Source organism: Halomicrobium sp. HArcel3 (assembly GCF_058933135.1).
In genome coordinates this window covers 1-18611 of sequence record NZ_JBZYDN010000003.1, presented here as the reverse complement: position 1 = coordinate 18611, position 18611 = coordinate 1, and the positions used below count along the sequence as shown (strand labels likewise).

The 18611-nt window shown below is 57.2% G+C and carries 16 protein-coding genes; 5 read left to right on the top strand and 11 right to left on the bottom strand.

The window, feature by feature from the left end:
- Positions 1 to 12: 12 nt before the first annotated feature.
- The 4 genes from AC5FRV_RS09730 to AC5FRV_RS09715 form a co-directional block, all read right to left on the bottom strand.
- Positions 13 to 303 (bottom strand): DUF7120 family protein, encoded by a 291-nt coding sequence (locus tag AC5FRV_RS09730; protein WP_493560896.1) that lies wholly within the window; start codon positions 301 to 303, stop codon positions 13 to 15.
- A gap of 96 nt (positions 304 to 399) precedes the next feature.
- The gene (gene hepT, locus AC5FRV_RS09725) at positions 400 to 687 is read right to left on the bottom strand and encodes a type VII toxin-antitoxin system HepT family RNase toxin (RefSeq protein ID WP_493560895.1); all 288 of its coding nucleotides are present in this window, start codon (positions 685 to 687) and stop codon (positions 400 to 402) included.
- A 199-nt stretch (positions 688 to 886) separates the two neighbouring features.
- On the bottom strand, positions 887 to 1174 hold the full coding sequence (locus tag AC5FRV_RS09720; protein WP_493561270.1) for a hypothetical protein: 288 nt from the start codon (positions 1172 to 1174) through the stop codon (positions 887 to 889).
- 1059 nt (positions 1175 to 2233) lie between these two features.
- Positions 2234 to 3121 carry a DUF7964 domain-containing protein gene (locus tag AC5FRV_RS09715; RefSeq protein ID WP_493560894.1) on the bottom strand — a complete coding sequence of 296 codons (888 nt, stop codon included), beginning with the start codon at positions 3119 to 3121 and terminating at the stop codon, positions 2234 to 2236.
- Positions 3122 to 3686: 565 nt separating this feature from the next.
- Between AC5FRV_RS09715 and AC5FRV_RS09710 the strand changes: the two genes are divergently transcribed.
- On the top strand, positions 3687 to 4676 hold the full coding sequence (locus AC5FRV_RS09710) for an NAD-dependent epimerase/dehydratase family protein (protein WP_493560893.1): 990 nt from the start codon (positions 3687 to 3689) through the stop codon (positions 4674 to 4676).
- 49 nt (positions 4677 to 4725) lie between these two features.
- Here the strand turns inward: AC5FRV_RS09710 and AC5FRV_RS09705 are convergent, their stop codons facing one another.
- Genes AC5FRV_RS09705 through AC5FRV_RS09680 form a run of 6 tightly spaced genes read right to left on the bottom strand, consistent with a single transcriptional unit; the run spans position 4726 to position 11545 of the window.
- On the bottom strand, positions 4726 to 5925 hold the full coding sequence (locus tag AC5FRV_RS09705) for a glycosyltransferase family 4 protein (RefSeq protein ID WP_493560892.1): 1200 nt from the start codon (positions 5923 to 5925) through the stop codon (positions 4726 to 4728).
- Positions 5922 to 7163: a nucleotide sugar dehydrogenase gene (locus AC5FRV_RS09700; RefSeq protein ID WP_493560891.1), complete on the bottom strand. Its 1242-nt coding sequence runs from the start codon at positions 7161 to 7163 to the stop codon at positions 5922 to 5924. Before AC5FRV_RS09700 ends, AC5FRV_RS09705 begins: the two co-directional genes overlap by 4 nt.
- The gene (locus tag AC5FRV_RS09695) at positions 7156 to 8070 is read right to left on the bottom strand and encodes an NAD-dependent epimerase/dehydratase family protein (protein ID WP_493560890.1); all 915 of its coding nucleotides are present in this window, start codon (positions 8068 to 8070) and stop codon (positions 7156 to 7158) included. Before AC5FRV_RS09695 ends, AC5FRV_RS09700 begins: the two co-directional genes overlap by 8 nt.
- 55 nt (positions 8071 to 8125) lie before the next feature.
- Positions 8126 to 9211: a non-hydrolyzing UDP-N-acetylglucosamine 2-epimerase gene (gene wecB / locus AC5FRV_RS09690; RefSeq protein ID WP_493560889.1), complete on the bottom strand. Its 1086-nt coding sequence runs from the start codon at positions 9209 to 9211 to the stop codon at positions 8126 to 8128.
- Positions 9212 to 9250: 39 nt separating this feature from the next.
- Positions 9251 to 10402 (bottom strand): glycosyltransferase family 4 protein, encoded by a 1152-nt coding sequence (locus tag AC5FRV_RS09685; RefSeq protein ID WP_493560888.1) that lies wholly within the window; start codon positions 10400 to 10402, stop codon positions 9251 to 9253.
- Positions 10403 to 10450: 48 nt separating this feature from the next.
- Entirely contained in the window at positions 10451 to 11545 is a 1095-nt protein-coding gene (locus tag AC5FRV_RS09680; RefSeq protein ID WP_493560887.1) for a glycosyltransferase, read from the bottom strand.
- Positions 11546 to 11664: 119 nt separating this feature from the next.
- Between AC5FRV_RS09680 and AC5FRV_RS09675 the strand changes: the two genes are divergently transcribed.
- The 3 genes from AC5FRV_RS09675 (at position 11665) to asnB (ending at position 16196) form a co-directional block, all read left to right on the top strand.
- Positions 11665 to 13116: a sulfatase-like hydrolase/transferase gene (locus AC5FRV_RS09675; protein WP_493560886.1), complete on the top strand. Its 1452-nt coding sequence runs from the start codon at positions 11665 to 11667 to the stop codon at positions 13114 to 13116.
- 3 nt (positions 13117 to 13119) lie between these two features.
- Positions 13120 to 14070: a glycosyltransferase family 2 protein gene (locus tag AC5FRV_RS09670; RefSeq protein WP_493560885.1), complete on the top strand. Its 951-nt coding sequence runs from the start codon at positions 13120 to 13122 to the stop codon at positions 14068 to 14070.
- Between the two features lie 293 nt (positions 14071 to 14363).
- Positions 14364 to 16196 carry an asparagine synthase (glutamine-hydrolyzing) gene (asnB, locus tag AC5FRV_RS09665; RefSeq protein WP_493560884.1) on the top strand — a complete coding sequence of 611 codons (1833 nt, stop codon included), beginning with the start codon at positions 14364 to 14366 and terminating at the stop codon, positions 16194 to 16196.
- 80 nt (positions 16197 to 16276) lie between these two features.
- Here the strand turns inward: asnB and AC5FRV_RS09660 are convergent, their stop codons facing one another.
- Positions 16277 to 17104, bottom strand: coding sequence for a methyltransferase domain-containing protein (locus AC5FRV_RS09660; RefSeq protein ID WP_493560883.1), 828 nt, complete (start codon positions 17102 to 17104; stop codon positions 16277 to 16279).
- A gap of 855 nt (positions 17105 to 17959) precedes the next feature.
- Between AC5FRV_RS09660 and AC5FRV_RS09655 the strand changes: the two genes are divergently transcribed.
- The coding region (locus tag AC5FRV_RS09655; protein WP_493560882.1) for a hypothetical protein at positions 17960 to 18611 on the top strand (652 nt) is incomplete at its 3' end.

Sequence of the window (18611 nt, the reverse complement as noted above, 5' to 3'; positions counted from 1 at the left end):
GAGGACCTACATTCACAGGTCCTCAATGTCGTCGTCGAGGTGGTCGCCCGATACCCACGTACTATCACCTTCCTTCGCTACTTGGACGAAGTCCCAGACCGAAACGCCGGCGAGATCGGCAGCGTTAGTGAACGTGGTCCTGCCCTCCCCCAAATGTTCTAGGGCCTGTTCGCGACGCCAGTTCTCGAGTCCTTCGGTGAGGAGTTTTCGGACGGCCGAACGCTGGTCGAGATGTTCTTCATCGACGTATCTTTCTAACTCGGCTTCGAGTTCGTCAGGCATCTGGACTGATATCGTCTCCATTGCATTTGCGTCAAGTGCGTCGTATATAGACATTTTTGCAGTCCAGTCTGGCTGTCAGAATCTTCTAGTAGTGAATCGGCTTGGGTATAGGACCGGTTACTTGCCGTCGAAGGTGAGATACTCGTCGACTGCTTCGACGAATTCCACGTACTGGGCGAGATCGTTTTGCAGGGCGTCGAATACGATGTCGTCGTTTACGATGGGTCCGTACGTATGTGCGAGGACGTTTCGAAAGCCGACAGCAGTCCGCAATCGATCGGCGAGGCCCGCGTCGATGATCCCTTCGTTTTCGAGAGCGGTGACACGCGCCTTCCGTCGTTCGGGAACGTCAGCGCGTTCCTGTTTACAGAGCTCCGACGAGATATCGAGTACCGCTTCGGCCAACTTCTCGAACTTCCGCTCGATCGCGTCTCGCCGATCCTGTTGGTCGGGCGCGACCTATTCTTCACGCGATAACTGTTGATACTCGCGGAGACGTATTACATTCCGCTCGATATCCTCGATAGCGTCGGCGATTCGGTTGGCCCGGTCCGGAGGGAGGTCGTCGGCACTCATCGTCCCCGTTGCCGAGCTCCCACTGGTTTCACGAGAATCCCTCGCGGAGTCGACTGGCCGCGGCTGTGACTCGCTTTCTCGCATTTTCGACTGACGGCTCGTCACCTGTGAGTCGCCGTTCGAGCGTTTCCAGCCGTTCCTCGGAACCGAGGACGAGGACACCGTCGTCGAACACGACGCTCGCAAACGGCGGGGAAGTCGAATGAACGTCGACGAGGTCCACCTGCCGTTCGATCTCGTCTTCCAGCGTCGAGTAGAGGTCGAGATATACTGCCGCGTACCCCTCGTCTGTCGGGCGGTACTCACTGAACTCGATAGCGATATCGAGGTCAGCGGGGTCCGCGTCTGGTTATACAGTGGATCCGAAGAGTACCGCTAGACCGACTCCATGGGCAGCTAGCACAGCACGGAGACACTCGAGTTCGTCGCCGGTGAGTGCGACTCTCTCCTCGTCGAACCCGGGCATATGCGAATGTTTGGAGGGCATTTGTTTATAGATTTCTCACAGGCGGTGCTCCGGCTAACCGGTCGTCGGAACGGATCCCCTCGACAGGAATCATCACGCCCCGGCCCAGGTAGGCTCGAATTGCGACGACCCGTCCACGGCGATACGTGTGCGAGTCCCCCATCAGAAGAATGACATCAGATCAGACATCGTAAACAGGTAGATGTCGTCGCGTTCCGTTGCTGCATCCCGCAAGTCCGACGTAAATCCAGACCTCGAGAAGAGAGCGCAGGCCACCAGTAGCTGGCGTTCATCCCCCCGTGGTACGAGGAGGCCCACGCCCGTTCTGACGCTCTGTCGATCAGTATGCGTGCGATAATATGATCGCGATCATAACGGGCTCATCAGTTGGGGTGATACCGCTGTGCCCCTGCGAGAGGTACTGTTGAGTATGTGCGGGGAGACGAGACTGATGGTATAGCAAACACGTCGAAAGCCCTCGGCTTGCTTCGCGGCGCAGCCGCGAAGGTATAGAAGGTCGGCGGAAGCCGACCTTCCGCTCGCGCGCCCTGAGCGGGATATCCTCGCTCCTCCGTCGCTCGGATAGGGCCCGACTCAGCCCCCGCGACCGGCCTCGTGGTCCGAGAGACCTTCGGTCTCTCGTCATCACGAAAGAGCGAAGCTCTTTCGAACGACCCTTTCATTCCTCCAGGGACAGCTATCGCTCGCGCGGCCATCGGCACGCGCTCCCGAATGAACTCCCCGCTCCTCCCCGAACCCGCCGCGTCCGCGGCGGGTCACGCTTCCTTGCCGCTCAGCAACTGCCCGGCTGTGGCCGGCAATCGTTCGGCCAGCGCTCGTCGATTCGACGGCTTTCCCGGTCGGATTGCACTGCGCCGTCTCGACGTGGGAAGACGCGCCTCCGCGGGGTCACAGGTGCCCGTAGCCCTTCCGTTCGAGTTCCGCGTCCAGTTCGACGTGCATCGCCTCGACGGTCCCCTCGGCGAATCGCTGGCCCGTCGTCGCGCCCGAGATTTCCGCGATTTCGGCGTGCCAGTCGCGTACGGTCGACGCGAGGTCAGCCAGGAGGTCCTCGGCCGTCTCGTCGGACCCGTCGACGTCCGCGACGACCTGCCAGCCGGGCTGGAAATTTTCGAGGACGTATCCCCGCTCCGCGAACTGGATCGCGAAGCGCTCGCAGACGGCGCCGAATCCGGTTTCGATGCTGAGCAGCGGGATGACGTGGACGACGTCGTCACGGTCCTCTAACGCGCGGAGATCCGCGACGGGCACGGCGGTGTCGGGGAGGACCGAACCGAGTGGGTCTGGGAGGGCTTCGTTATCAACGGTCTCGGTTCTGTGCGTCGGCTCGTATTGGTCGACGGCGTCGCCCTTCCCGTTCACGACCCCCGGTTCCGCGTCGCTCGGTTCGTCATTCAATATCTCTTTCAGGATAGCGTAGAAGCGCCACTCGTCGCCGTAGTCGTAGAGGTAGCAGATCCGGTCGTACTGTTCGAGCCCGAGCTGTCGGGTCAGCTCGCCGATGGTGACGGCGCCCGCGTTCTCGGTCCTCTGGGGGCCTGTCAACAGGTTGGGGCCGGACGACTCTTCGTACTCTCGTGGACTCTGGTAGACGACGTCGCTGTTCCAGTAGTCCTCGTCGGTCCCGACGAACCACAGGTGATCCTGGCCGAGTCCGACGGCGGCGTTGATCGCCGTCTGGAACTCGGCGATCGTCCTGTCTGCCCCGACGACGACGTCCCGCCAGAGCGCAGTTGGATCCCGGTCGAACTTGACCCGGAAGCGATAGGCGGTCATGTGTTGACCGTCGGTCGAGTTTTCCGTAATCGTTTCGGCGCTTTGTTAATTTTCACGCAAATCGGCAACGACCTGCGGAGAAGCGCCGACCGCTCGCGGAGCGGGACTCTCACGAACCCGCCGGCCGACTCGTTCCAAAAGCTCGCCGAATTTGCCAAGCGTGCACGCGTACATATTCGGTGTACCGTTCGACCCACCGTCTCGCAGAGCCCCACTCGAGCGTCGCCTCGGACTCGCGGACCAGCAATGTCTCGTCCCGTTCGTTGCCTCCCGCCACATATAGCCCCATTACGTCGTTCCACCAGCGTCCGACCCGTGAATATCTCACCGGGGACGCCGGCGTTCGAACCGGCTGTCTGTCACTATATCTGCGATCATATTATCGCGCTCATAATCGGTGCTGTGGAGTGACTGGTAGAACTCGTCGCGGGCCGACCGCTGGTGGAACGTTCTCAAAGTTGTATTTAGCAAATTGACAGGACGGAGAAAGCGGGGGACTCCGCAATGATTCGTTCGACAGCGCTGTTCCGCGGTCTTTTTATCTTCAAACCTGGCATCCTCTGGTATGAATATCTTAGTCACCGGCGGTGCGGGGTTCATCGGGGGCCACCTCGCCGAGCGGTTCCTTCGGGAGGGCCACGACGTCAGGGTCCTCGACGTGATGCATCCGTACTACGACCTGCGGATCAAGGAGCACACGCTTGGCATCCACCGCGACGTTGCGGAGTCAGAAGGTCGCGAGTACGAGTTCGTCGAAGGGGACGTCCGGGACGCAAATCTCGTGGACGAACTCGTTTCGGACGCTGACTACGTCTACCACCAGGCCGGTCGTGCGGGCGTCCGCGACAGCGTTGCGGAGCCTCGTGAGTACCACGAGGTGAACGTCGACGGGACGCTGAATATTCTGGACGCCGCCCGTGCCAATGGCGTGGAGCGTGTGGTAATGGCTTCGTCCTCGTCGGTCTACGGCGGTCACGAGGAGTTCATCCCGTTTGCCGAGAGCGACCCGACGATGCCCGTGAGTCCCTACGGCGCGTCGAAGCTGGCAGCCGAACGCTACGCCGGGTCGTATCACGAGGTGTACGACTTGCCGACGGTCGCACTGCGATACTTCACTGTCTACGGTCCGCGAATGCGCCCGAACATGGCCATCTCCAACTTCGTCTCGCGGTGCATGAACGGCGACGCACCAATCGTGTACGGGGACGGGATGCAAACGCGTGACTTCACCTACATCGAGGATGTCGTCGAAGCGAACCTGTCGTTGCTAGATACTGGTGTAGCCGACGGTACGGCGATGAATATCGGCTCAACGGACAACATCGCTATCAAGACGTTGGCCGAGGAGGTTCGGGACCAGCTGGCGCCTGGGCTGAATCTGGAGTACGCCGACCGATACGAGTCCGACGCCGAGCACACCCACGCCGATACGTCTCGGGCTGCGGAGTTACTAGGGTACGAACCGAGTCATACGATTCGGGAGGGTGTCGGGAAGTTCGTCGAGTGGTACGAAGCGAACCGGGAGTGGTACGAGCCGCTGGTGTTGGCGTCGTAGGCGGAAAGTTTTCGTCTTTTTTGGTGCGAACCGAGGACGCGATAGCGACCTATTCGTGTTTGAGTACGGACGCCACGCGATCTGCAAGTATCGGCCATCGGTGTTCCCGTTCGACATACTGGATCCCTGCTGTCCCCATCTCCCTTGCTATCTCTGGGTCGCTAACGAGCGATTTAATGGCTTCGGCCACCCGTTCCGAATCGTTTTCGACGGCGAAACCGGCGTTCGCTTCGTCTGTGATCCGGTCAATCTCACGAAGGCTACTCGCGACGTACGGCGTGCCGACGGCCATGCTTTCAAGTAGTTTGTTCGGCCGGGCATAATCGAGTCTGTACTGCTGCTGGAGCGGGACCAGACTAGCCGTCGCCGTTGAGAGGATGGTGGGAATCTCCTCGCGCGGCACGACGCCTTCGAACGTGACTCGGTCCGTGAGTTCTTGATCGCGACAGAACTGCTCAAGTTCCTCGCGCCGCTTCCCGGTGCCCACTAGGACGAGTTCCGCCACGCCATTGAGGTACTCGAACGCGCCGATGAAGGGGCGGAGTGCGTGGGCCTCTCCCATGTTCCCGGTGTACACCACGGTATCGCTCCGCTGGTTATCGCCAGAAGGGGCAAACAATTCAGCGTCGACTCCAAAGGGGACCAGCGTGAATCGGTCGAGCGAGACATCGTACTTCTCGGCGAAGTGCTCGGCCATCGTCTCTGTGATGACGAATAGGTGATCCGATTTAGTGATCGCCCGCCGCTCTAGCCACGAAATGGCCCGATACGGGATCGATCCCCGCTCAACGTAGCCGATGTCGAGTGCATTGTCGAGCCAGAGGTCGAAGATGTCTGGCATCCACTGGAGTCCGAGCAGATGGCCGACGATGCCAGGTAGGAACGTCGTATGCGGCGCAGAGACCGTGACGATGCCGTCGTAACGCCGGTGGGTCAACACGACGTAGAGACTGGCGAATACGGAAAAAATGACGTAGTTCAAGATCCTGCCGAGGTTCGAACCCTCTGAAGTGGCGTCGCTCCGAGGCTGGTAGGACCAGAGCCGAGTGACCGGCACCTCATCTATCACGTCACGTTCGACCGGTGTCCATGACCGATCGAACTCGCCATACGGGAAGGCCGGCGGCGGGCAGAGGACCCGGCAATCGTGATCCTCCGGCAGTTCTTCAATTAGCTTCTTCCAGCGGTGTGCACCGCCGAGTGATTCGGGTGGGAAGAAATGCGAGACGACGAGGGTTCGCGTCGTCATTGAACGTGTTGGGTCGGATCGAGTGGTTCTGCGCCTCCGAACTGAAGGAGTTCGATTCCCTGATCGGCCAGCCGCCCTCGTATGCCGTCGATGGCTGCGACGGTGTCGTCATGGGCGACGAATTGCACGACCACGTCGGGCGATTCCTCGGCGACGAGTGAGCGGAGGTCGTCGTACCCCATCTCAGGGACGTGGTCGTCGTAGTGGGCGACCGAGTAGCCGTCGAGACGCAGGTCTTCGACTATCTCTTTAGCAGGACTGTTCCGCTGATCGTACGTGTTCGGCTTGTAGGATGCGCCGAGCGCAAGTATGTGGGGATCGGTGTACTCCGCGGTCGCCCGCCGTATCCGCTTCGTCGCGAAATCCGGCATCATGTCGTTAATCCTGCGTGCGGTCGTGATGAGGTTCGTGTGCTCGGGATCAACTTCGTTGAGAAACCACGGGTCGACGGGGAGGCAGTGGCCACCGACGCCGATACCAGGCGAGAGAATGTCGACGCGGGGGTGATTGTTGGCGAGATCGATGACTTGCTGAGCCCCAATACCGAGTTCGTCACAGATAAGTGCGAATTCGTTCGCGACGGCGACGTTAATGTCGCGAAACGTGTTCTCCATGAGCTTACAAAGTTCTGCCGAGAGTAGATCTGTCTCGTAGATATCGGCTTCCAGAAATGGTTCGTAGATGGCTGCGGCGGCGGCTGCACAGTCTGGCGTTGCACCCCCCACGATGCGGTCATTTGAGACAATCTCTTCGAAGACGTTACCCGGCAGAATCCGTTCTGGCGAATGTGCCAGGTGAACGTCGTCTCCGACCTCGAAACCAGCGTCGGTGAGGAGATCGGTCACGAGCGTATCGCATGTCAACGGCGGTATCGTCGACTCTACATTCACCACATCACCCTGAGACAGGTACGGGAGAATTGACTCGATGGCTGCCTGGACGTATGAGAGATCCGGGCTCTTCTCTGGGTGGGTGAGTGGCGTTGGAACGGAAATGACGAATGCGTCTCCCTCTTCGGGCGCATTCTGCGCGACGAGGTGTTCTTGAACCGTGTCGTCTTCCAGGAGCGCTTGCATCTCACTCTCGTCGAGGTTGAGCGAAGCGTCGTTGATGGCTTCTGTGACGTTCTCGTCAATATCGACGCCAATAACTTCGACACCCTCTGCCGCGAGCGAGAGGGCGAGCGGAAGGCCAACGAATCCAGTTCCGATGACGACAACCTTCTCGATTTCAGACATCGTAGTAGTCGCGCATCCATTCGATGGTCTCCGGGACCCCTTCCTCCAGTCTCGTGCTTGGGTCGTGATCGAGGTCTCGTTTTGCCCGCTCGATGCTTGCTTTCTTGTTCAATGTGTTGTGTTCCTCTCGTCCCCGATACTCGACCTTCGAATCGTCCTTGTCGAGATAGTCCAAAATGAGATCGGAGAGGTCCTTGATGTTCCGATAGTCCGTGCTGGCGATGTTGTACACTTCGCCCGGGTCGAAGTTCTCTACGACGTTCGCCAAGGTGTTGACGGTGTCTCCGACGTATGTGAACGAGCGGTGGTGATCGTCGTACACGTGGTAGGGTTCGTCGTGGAGTGCGAGGTAGCAGAACTTCGCGACGACACTACGGTATTCACTGTACTTCTCGCCGGGGCCATACGTATTGAAGAGGCGAACTCGAACAGTCTCACTTCCGTGGCGGTCGGCCGCGTTGAGCACCTGCATTTCGTTGACCCACTTCGAGATTGCGTAGTCGTTGAGCTGCCGAACGCTCTGTTCGTGAGGGACTGACTCCTCCATGACGCCGTCGTAGTCGCCGTACACCTCGCTGGAGGATGAGAAGATCATCCGAAACCCATGCTCGGCCTGGAGACGAAGCAAATGTTTTGTGCCAACGGCGTTGGAATTCCACATCGTCTCGTAGAAGTTCTCTCCGTTCTTGCGGCCGAACTCTGCTGCGAGGTGATAGACGTAATCGAAGTCCCGATCCTGGAACACCCGCTCCAGTTGTCGGTATTTGCTTACGTCGCATCGGTAGTACCGTTCGCGCTCTGACCAGGGAAGGTCAGCGACCCAGACGTCGTGACCGCGGGATTCGAGTTCGTCAACCAGAGGAGCACCAACGGATCCAAGGCCACCAGTGACGAGGATTGCTGCCATTACGTGATAGCCATTGCCCGAGTATGATTATCTTTTGCTTCATGCCTAGTCGGTGCTATTCGTCTAGTATCACGTCGAGAATCTGAGTGGCGGCTGTCCCATCGCCGAATGGGTTTGGCCAATCCCCTTTTGATTCGTTCATCCGTTGGGCCGCTTCCAGAACAGCGTCCGGGTAAGTTCCCGCGACGACGTTCGCACCGGCGTCGACGGTCTCTGGTCGTTCCGTTGAATCTCGTAACGTGACGCAAGGGGTTCCAAGGATGCACGCCTCCTCTTGGACGCCGCCGGAGTCGGTGAGGATCAGGGCGGCCTCATCTTCTAGACGGAGAAAGTCGAGGAAGTCAAGCGGGTCGACCAGTGTCACCGAATCTGGGACAGAGAGTTCGAACTCGTCCAGTCGTTTCCGCGTCCGAGGATGGATAGGATAGATAACGGGTAGTTCTAACTCGTCCGTGACACCGTTGACTGCACTGAGGAGTCTGGTCAGCTGGTTTCGATCGTCAACGTTCTCCGCCCGGTGGGCTGTCAGCAGAATGAACTCGTCCGGATTGAGGCCGTTGTCTGCCAGGACGGTACTCTTATCAACCGCAATTTCACGGTTCTGCTGGACCGCGTCGACGATGGTATTACCGGTGACGTACACGCGGTCGTCCGGTATCCCCTCGTCTTCGAGGAGTGTCGCGGTTTCAGACGTGGGGGCGAAGAGGTAGTCGGCCGCGTGGTCAGTGAGGACCCGATTGATCTCCTCGGGCATCTCACGGTCGAAACTCCGAAGGCCCGCTTCGATATGTCCGAGTTCGGTATCGAGTTTGCTCGTCGCGATGGCGCCCGCAAGGACCGAGTTGGTATCACCTTGAACGAGCACGACGTCGGGGTCTAACTCCAGTAGTGCGGCCTCTATCTCGGCGAGCATCTCGCCTGTCTGTCGCCCATGTGAACCGGAGCCAACTTCGAGATTATAGTCGGGTGCGGGCAGCTTCAGTTCATCGAAGAAGACGGCGTCCAATTCCTCAGAGTAGTGCTGGCCGGTATGGACAATAGTACACGACGCATCCCGACGTTGGCACTCCCGAACGAGTGGGGACAGTTTGATCACCTCGGGGCGGGTTCCAAGGACCAGTACGATACGTTTTTCGCTCACTATAGATTCGTTCGGTAACGACGGTCAAATCGCTTTTCGTTACGAGTCGTTCACGAGCGAGCGGTATAGGTCCTCGTGCCTGTCGACGCACGCTTCGAGCGAGAAGACGGATTTGACCCGTCTCCGCGCATTTTCCGCCCGTCGTCGACCTTCTCCAGGATCGGCCAGTACATTTTCGATGGCGTTCGCGAGCGCGTCACTATCCTTCGGCGGAACTACCCATCCGTAGTCTTCGTCAGGAATCTCCTCTGGCACCCCTCCAACTGCAGTCGCCACGACCGGACATTTCATCGCCATCGCTTCGAGCACGACGATAGGGCACGCCTCCGCAACCGATGGCAAGACAAATATATCAAATAAGGAGAGCAACTGTGGAATGTCGGACCGGAATCCGACGAACTGTACCTGGTCTTCGAGACCGAGGCTTGCCCGGAGCGAGCGCAACTTATGGAAGTACGCCTCCCGGGAATTGAGTGGAGCGCCGACGATGGGGACCGCGACTTTCCGCCCATCTTCGAGGACCGTAGCGATGGCGCGAAGCAGATACTTGTGGCCCTTGATCGGATTGAGATTGCCGACGGTCCCGACTATGGGAACATCAGCTTGGAGCCCTAGTTCGTCTCGCATCGTCGCTTCGTCTATCTCGACTCTGTCGGGATGAAATGCGTCGATGTCCACTGGTGCGTACAGCGTCGTTGAGGAAGTCTGTGGAGAGAAATAATAGTCATGGACGGCGTCTGCGGCAACGATGATTTCGTCAGCCCAGCGGGTCCCCATCCACGCTGCCGCTTGCTTCACCGGGAACGGAGTGAGTGTGTCGTTGAAGTGCCACGCGAGCGGCGCGTCAGTTCGAGCTGTGGCCAATGCTGTCTGAAAATTCACGACCATGTTCGCGTGAACGATGTCGATTTGGCTTTCCCGAATAGTGGCAGAAATTTCGCGGACAGATGGTAGGAAATCAATCAAGAATCTGGCATTTCCACCGACCCTCGTTGGCGGTCGGATCCGTGAGAGCGCCACCCGCTGTACTTCGAACGCCTGGGCGCGAGCGGCGTCGGAAAATGCGTCGTCACCAGGTGGGATCAGGAAGACCGTTTCTATGCCGCGCTCTCTGAGTCGCTTCGCGACGTCGAGCGACCGTCGTTGTGGACCCCCCATTCTCGGGTCCGTGACGCTGCTGAGAACGCGCATCCGTGGTGTACGCATCCGCTGGAGCGGACTAAATGCGTTCCGACTTGGTCACCGTCGACAGGCCGCTTCAACGGCCGTGGCGAACTGCTCGGCGGAGAATACCGGTGAGAACCGTTCGATTGCGATCCGCCGGGACCGCCGCCCCATCTTCAGACCTACATCTTCGGTCGCCAGTACGTCTTCGATTGCCCCAGCGAGGGCCGCAGGGTCTCTTGCCGGGACGACGTACCCGTTTCCTCCGTCGGTAATCATCTCTGGTGCGTTACCGACGCCATCAGTCGTTACGATGGGGAGTCCGGCCGCCAGCGCTTCGTTAAGGACGAGTGGTGCGAGGTCTTCGAGCGACGGTAGGACGAAACAGTTGGCCCGGGCGAACTGGCGACGTTTCTCATGTTCCGACACCCAGCCGGTAAACGTGACATCCAGTCCATGCTCGTTCGCTTCCCGTTCGTACTTGTCCCGTTCGGGCCCGTCTCCGACGAGGACGAGTTCGACGTCTCGCCGGTAGAGTTCGTCGTACGCCTCGATGAGGTGTTCAACTCCCTTCCGTTCGATAAGCTGTCCAACATAGAGAAGCCGAAAGGCATCTCCCGGCTCTCGTTCTGAGTAGTAGCCGTCGACGTCAACGACATTCGGTGCGACCGTGACGCGGTCGTCGGGAACGCCTTGTCGTAACTGGAACTGCCGGGCTTTCGCCGTCGGGACCACGAGCGCGTCACTCCGAGTCGCCATCGTCCGCATCAGCGGAGTGAGCAGCTTTCCGACTGGGTTCCGGGGGTCTCTGAGACGTTCGGTCCAGAGGATAGTTCCGTCCAGCGCGAGCTTCGAGACAAGATAGCCGAGTTGCATTGTGAAGTTGGTACTCCCGCCGATAATCGCCGCGTCGAACCCGCCCTTGGTGAGTTTCGTCGCTACTGACGGGTTGACGTGATAGTGGATGTCTCCCCTATCGAAACGGACCCCGGGAAGGACAGTGAAGTCGTGCCCAATCGAGTCTGGAACGGACCAGTTGCGCTTCTCGTGCGACCGAGCGCAATAAAAGACGTGGAGATCGATTGCGGGATGGTCCGAGAGCGCGTCGAAGAGAACGGTCCGATATGGCGTGATGATGTTGTGTACGAGGGCGACCCTGAACCGATTCATTTCTGTTGTGTGTCAGTGGTCGGTACGACCGTATAAAACCGCTCATACGGGTCCCTCCCCGGTACTGTCACCGGAATCATCGGAATACTCATATCTGGTGGCCCGAAGTTTGTTCTATTGTGAGTCGGAACGTACTCCTCCTCGTTCTCGATGGAGTCCGGGCGAAGAACGCGTCGCTCTACGGCCATCAGAACGAAACCACGCCGTTTCTCGAAACCTTTGCTGACCGTGCTACCGTCTACGAACAGGCACGATCTCCCGGCGTCGAGAGCCTGTCTAGCCACACGAGCATTTTTACGGGGTACCACGTTCCAGAACACGGCATTACGTCCGCTGATTGCGATCTGAAAGACGGCGTCCTGATCTGGGAACGACTTCGGAACGAATATGGCTACGAGACTGGCGTCTTCACGGAGAACCCCTTTCTCACGACTGGGACGCTCGCCAAGGAAGCGGCGTACGATACGGTAGTGGACTGGCGCGAGGAATATCCATTTCCGGGGGGCGTCGATCCGAAGGCATTCGTCAGCGGAACGAAACCGGCGTATATCGACTATCTCAAGGCTTGCATCGGTAACTCTCGACCGATAGGTTCGCTCGTCAACGGCCTCGCGCTCCAGTTAGAGTCGAGGTATCCGTCGGTGCTCCCTGACCGGTATCGAACGAAGGTGTCCGCCGGAACGTACGCCGATTCGTTTCTCAACTGGGAGCGCAGGACCGACGGCCCGTGGGCGGCGTGTGTCAACTTCATGGACGCCCATATGCCGTACAGTCCGAGTTCAGAGCACAATGAATGGGACGATGGCACCGCGCTGACGTTCCAGTCCGGAATCCAGAACATGACCTGGGAGTACAGTTGCGGCCACAGGCCGCTCAGTGAACTCGAACAGCTGGAAGGACTGTACGACGGGGCGATCCGCCAGATGGACGCAGCGATAGGCCGAATCGTTAGCGAACTCGACGAGCGAGACGTGCTCGATGAGACGCTCCTCGTCGTGACCGCCGACCACGGCGAGGGGTTCGGTGAACTGAGTCGCATCCGTCCCGAAACTAACGTCGTCGGGCACGACGGGGGCGGGAGCCACGAAGTCCTCACGCACGTGCCGCTCGTCGTAAAGTATCCGGGTCAAACTGACGGGAAGCGGGTCAGCGAACCGGCTACACTAACCCGATTCTGCGACGTTTCGACGGCGGTCGCCAATGACGTGGACGGATCGAGTTTTGTCCCAGACGACGATATCGTCGTTACACACTCTGCCGGAGAGAAAACGCCAAAGATTCACGACAAGATCCAGAATTACTGTGACGACCTCTGGCCGTTCACGGGAACCGCGAAGGTGGTGTACGACGCCAACCCAGACGGCGGGGTCGTGAAAAACGCACAGTGGCGCTCGGAGGACGTTACTATTCAGGTCGACGACGCACAGGAATCGACAGTTGTCAACACCGAAGACAGCGGGCGCGTCAGGGAAGTCTACAGCCGGTTTGCGGACCGAGGAGTGCGGCACAACAGTTCCGCTGACGTCGACGAAGCGACCAGAGAGCATCTGAGTGACCTGGGATACACGTAACGCATGTCGAGTACACCCAGTGTCTCCGTTATCTTACCCGTGTATAACGACGCGGAGTTCGTCGGCCGCGCTATCGAGAGTGTCCTCGACCAATCGTTCGATCCGTTCGAGCTCATCGTCGTCGACGACGGCTCGACGGACGGAACGTATGAGGTTCTCGACCGGTTCACGAGCGACGAACGGGTGAACCTCGTAGCGCACGACCAGAACAGCGGTCTCCCTACCGCGTTGAATACAGGGCTGGAGCACGCTACCGGTGAGTACATACTGCGCCAAGACGCGGACGATGAGTCACTCCCCGGACGGCTGCGACGCCAGTACGACTACCTCGAACGCCATCCGGAAGTGGACGTACTGACGACTGGCGTTGAAGTCGTAGACGAAGCTGGAGCGGTCCACTACACGATGAGCGGACCCGAGGATCCCGGACAGTATCTAAAGGACCGGAATCCGGTCGTCCACGGTACCGTAATGGCGAGACGCCCGGTGATCGAAGCGATGGATGGATACGACGAATTTTTCCGCTTTTGCCAGGATTACGACCTCTGGATACGCCTGCACCGCGCCGGCTACCAGCTACGAACGCTGTCTGAGCCTCTGTACAGACTCCGCCGAGAGGACACGCTCCTCTCGGTGGACCGGCGCCGCAAAATCGCTCTGTACGGGATGCTCGCGAGAGCACCAGAGAGTTTGAAACGGCGGCTCAAGCAGCGAACGGAGACGCACGGGTTGGACACCATCTACGATGGTTCCGACGCCGAAGAACGGGGTCGATATCACCGACGAATGGCGCTGGCCAATCTCGAACATAGAAATCGAGCGACTGCATTGGGCCACGGGGTCCAGAGCGTTGCAAAACAGCCAAACGATCCGAAATCGTACGAATATCTGGTGCTCACTGGTTTACCCAAAACGATCACCGACCGAATAATGGCGAGGATCAATGGTCGATAACTGTCCCACCGAAGAGACGAGTCGTTTTGACAGTTGGTCTGTTGCGCGTTCTATCGCTGATCTCTTCGTTTCTGGCTGTCGTCGACTTGTTCTGATTTTCGACGAACCCTCATGTAAAATTTTGACTGTTCGTCACACGCAGCGTCGAACGGCAGGTTGCCGCACGATTCGTACCCCTCGCTGTGACGAATCTATAGTACAGACTCTCCTCTGGCGCGTTCGTTGGTACTCGCCTGTCACATGAAGTACGTAGTTCAGAAGGTATAAAACCGCGTGAAAGCTCTGGTTGGATCATGTGCGGTATCGCGGGCATCTTCGGTACCGGTGACCACGCAACCTTCGACCGGATGCTGGAGCGCATCATCCATCGCGGCCCTGACTCTGACGGACAATTTATCGACGAAGACGTTCCGATTCGGATGGGGGCTCGCCGCCTCGCCATAATCGATTTGCAGGGCGGGACTCAACCGTTCTCGAACGAAGACGGGACGGTGACTGTCGTCTTCAATGGGGAAATATACAACTACGAAGGACTGCGCGACGAACTCGAAGCCAAAGGACATCGCTTCGAGACGAACTGTGACACCGAAGTACTGGTCCACTGCTGGGAAGAGTACGGGGAACGGATGCCGTCGCATCTGAACGGCATGTTCGCCTTCTCCATCTGGGATAGCGAAGCCGAATCCCTGTTTCTCGCGCGAGACAGACTCGGTATCAAACCGTTATACTACGCGAACCTAGACGGCAGTTTCGTCTGGGCCAGCGAGATGGGGAGCCTCCTGGAGGCAGACGTCGAAACGCACGTCGACGAGGCCGCGCTTTACAATTACTTCTCGTTCAAGTATACGCCGTGGCCACAGACCCTTCTCGAAGGCGTCCGAAAGGTACCCCCGGGGACCGCTCTCTCAGTCACTGCCGGTGGGGTCACGGAGCATGATTTCTGGAGTCTCACTGAACAGTCAGTGAGCGGGTCGCCGGCGGCAATTGCCAAACGAGTCAGAACGGCCCTGGAACGATCAGTCGAACGGCGCTTGATGGCCGACGTACCCGTCGGCGCGTTTCTGTCGGGGGGCGTGGACTCCTCCGCGATCGTGGGGCTGATGTCGGAGCACGTCGACGACCTGAAGACGTTCTCTATCGGGTTCGACTCTGTGGAACACGACGAGAGCAATGAGGCCCAGTTCGTCGCCGATCACTACGGAACCGATCACCACGATATCACTGTGGACTTGGACTCAATGGATGTGTTTCCGAGGATGGTCCGACACTACGGCGAACCGGTCGCAGACCCGGCCATTCTGCCGACGATGCTCCTCGCCGATCACGCGAGTGATCACGTAAAGGCAGTTCTCTCGGGTACGGGGGCGGACGAGGTGTTCGCCGGCTACAAGCACTATCGAGAATACCCCCGCCACCGTGGCCGGTACGGGAAGATTCCGTCGCCGCTCCTCGAACTGGCCGAGCGCGTCGCCCCGTACGCCCCCGCGAAAGGGAAGCATCTCTCGTATCTCGGGAGCCTGAACTCCGACGAAGAGGGGTTCCTGTTCCACGTCAGGGGATTCGACCAGGAACCAAACCGGTACATGGAAACGGAGTACGACGCGGAGAGTGCCGGGGCGCAGAACTGTATCAACTCGACGTTCGCGCTCCCCCGGGGCGACGATCTCGTCAAGAAAATGTCGACGTTTGACCTCACGTACTGGCTACCGGACGATCTCCTGTACAAGGTCGACCACGCGAGCATGGCGAGCTCACTGGAAGCACGCGTCCCGTTCCTCGATCACGAGTTCGTCGAGTTGGCCTACAACATCCCTTCAGAATACAAAGTCGCCAACGACGAGTACAAACCAATCCTCAAGCGGGCGGTCAGCGACCTCTTGCCGGAACGCATCTACCAGCGCGAGAAACATGGTCTGTCGGTTCCGATTGACGACTGGTTCCGTGAAAGTCATGAGGCCATCGAAGGTGTGCTTACCGAGGAGGCTGTCGCGCAAGCGCCGTATCTCGACGACGCGGAACTCTTTTCGCTGTGGGAGGCGCACCGTCGCGGAAATGCAAACAACAGTCTCACCCTGTGGAAGGCATTGAACTACGTTGCCTGGCACGAGGAGTTCTGTAGGGGGTAACTGCCGGAGAAACACGCCGTACTACTCTCACAGGGCTTTGGGGCTCTCGGCGGTCACTATCCGCAGGGTCGATAGGAGTTCTAGACGTCTCGGAAGACTGCGATGTTCTCGTAGAGCCACTTTAATTCTGAGGGGTCGATCTCTTCTTTTAAGATCTGGGTGTCCGCTTCGGAATACTCCATGCCCGCCGTTTCGAACTTTTCGACCCAGTAGTCGAGTGGTTGCTCATTCACGTGATGCTTCCCACCCTGGCCTGGCGGTGCGGCGGTTATTATCGCGACCGGCCCGATTGCAGCGATTGAATCCACTGCCGTCTGTGCTGCCTCTTTCGGCAGGTGCTCAAGCACCTCCAGACAAAGCGCCAAATCAGAATCTTTGTCCAATTCGAGGGGCTCGGATAGATCGTGGTGCCGGATATCGATGTCGGGGTCGATAGGATTCGTTGCGGCGTACCGTGACCCATCAACACCGTAGACGGTAACACCGGAGTCGTGGAGTGGTTTAAGGAACCGTCCGACTCCACAGCCTAGATCGACTACAGACGATGGGTCGTATTGGTCGACCATGACATTTGCAAATTCCCGAGCGTCCGCTTGCGCTTCCGACCGGAGCATCTTATCATAATATTTCTCACCATACATGTCCTCGATCTCCACAACCCCTAACCTCCAGAGCTTGAACCAGACCGGCTCAATGACCCCTCGTCTGACTCTCCAATGCACGAATCTTATCCCGGAACCGATCGCGGAGAGTGTGCCTTCTTCTCTCCGTTTTAGAATGGCTTTCCGAATGAGACTCATCTGCTTGAAAATGATGAGTTTGCCTATAAGTATTTTCGCTCTGTGTAGCCTTGATAGGCCACGAATCTCCCACCCATCGTTCATCAGGAGTACGTAAATAATCTTCACCTGGGCCCACCACCAAAACGTTCAAATTACTAATATAAAAACCAAACCGCAGTTCGCTCAGATAGTTATTAGGCGTTTGATGCGTCCATGCCCGGTGAAATTGCCATTTCGAACTGAGCGATCGTAAGACCAACCAGAATCCATGTCTGCTTCCAGGCGAGAACGTCGACGGCGAAGGCTTGTACGAGAACACATAATAGCCCAACTCCCAGTACAGCCATCGTTTTGGCCGACTGCGATGCATTAATGGAGAGCCTCACGTAGCCACTCGCGACGAGCCTGAACAGCGAGAGCACAAAGCCGGCCAATAATGACCCGCCGAGAAGGCCAAGCTGTAGTATCACTGACAAACGAGTGCTATGTGGACTTCTCCCATGAGTTAATTCAGAATTCTCGGGAACTTACGTAATGAAGGTTCCAAATCCGTTGGTTATGAAAGGGTGCTGAAGGAACATTCCAATTCCGGTTTGGTATCGGGTCAGTCGGATTCTAATGGATTTGTCAGCTAATTAACCGGCACTATAGTATGTGGACAGCCTTCTGACGTATGCGGTAAGGACAAGCATTAAATCCTAGAGGCTAGTCGTGACAAATAACATACAAAAAGTATGCAGGCAGGAATGTGTTGTATATTCGACAGTAGCGTTTTGGTCGTATAACTATTTTCGCCCCATTGTCCCAATTGGCTAGTAAATTTTATCTGATTCCACAATGTACTGTGTGGTCAGAAACAACTCTTGCCATTTATTGTGGTGAGGACCTGGTATAATATTACTTTCTTTTTGGCGCGAGTGACTTATCGCCATATTCTTGAACTGCTCACTGCATTTCCCATTGTGAAATACTGAGCGAATCATGACAGAGGATATTTCAAATAAATCAACATCAGTTATACATTTTCAGTATGCTAAAGCAATTCGTATTTTGTCAACAGCAGTTCTCATTTCTCCATATTTGTCAGTCACCTTCCCAATTTCCGTCAACAACACCACCTTATACCTCACCGCTACTCGGATACTTATGATCTTAACGGGTATTTTTGCAATTGCTTTTTTATTGAAGAACAGTCAAGTTCACCTCACAAATTCGCCAATTTTGCTATTCATAGTATTTGGAACTATATTTCTCAGTGCCAGCTGGTCGCTTTTTCCGTCCAATACGCTAAACCGAGTTTTCGATCTTGGCTTTTTTGCCCTCTTCTATTTATCAATTATACTCATACCCAGCAATGAGGTCAATATTGAAAGTTGGCAAAGGATAGTATTAGTTGCTTGTTGTGTAACATTTTTTGTATATCTCTTGGGCCTTACTACGGATTTATATAGTGCTGCTGTGCTCCAAAATCATGCGGCAAGACGTCTTTTGGTCCCAATTCCCATTTCCTTAGCTTATGCAGTCACAACAAATAGAAAAAATATTCGGCGAGTTTCAGTCTTATTAATGTCCACATGTATAGTTATGACAATTCAATCTCAATCCCGGAGTGGAATACTTACGTTAGTATTTT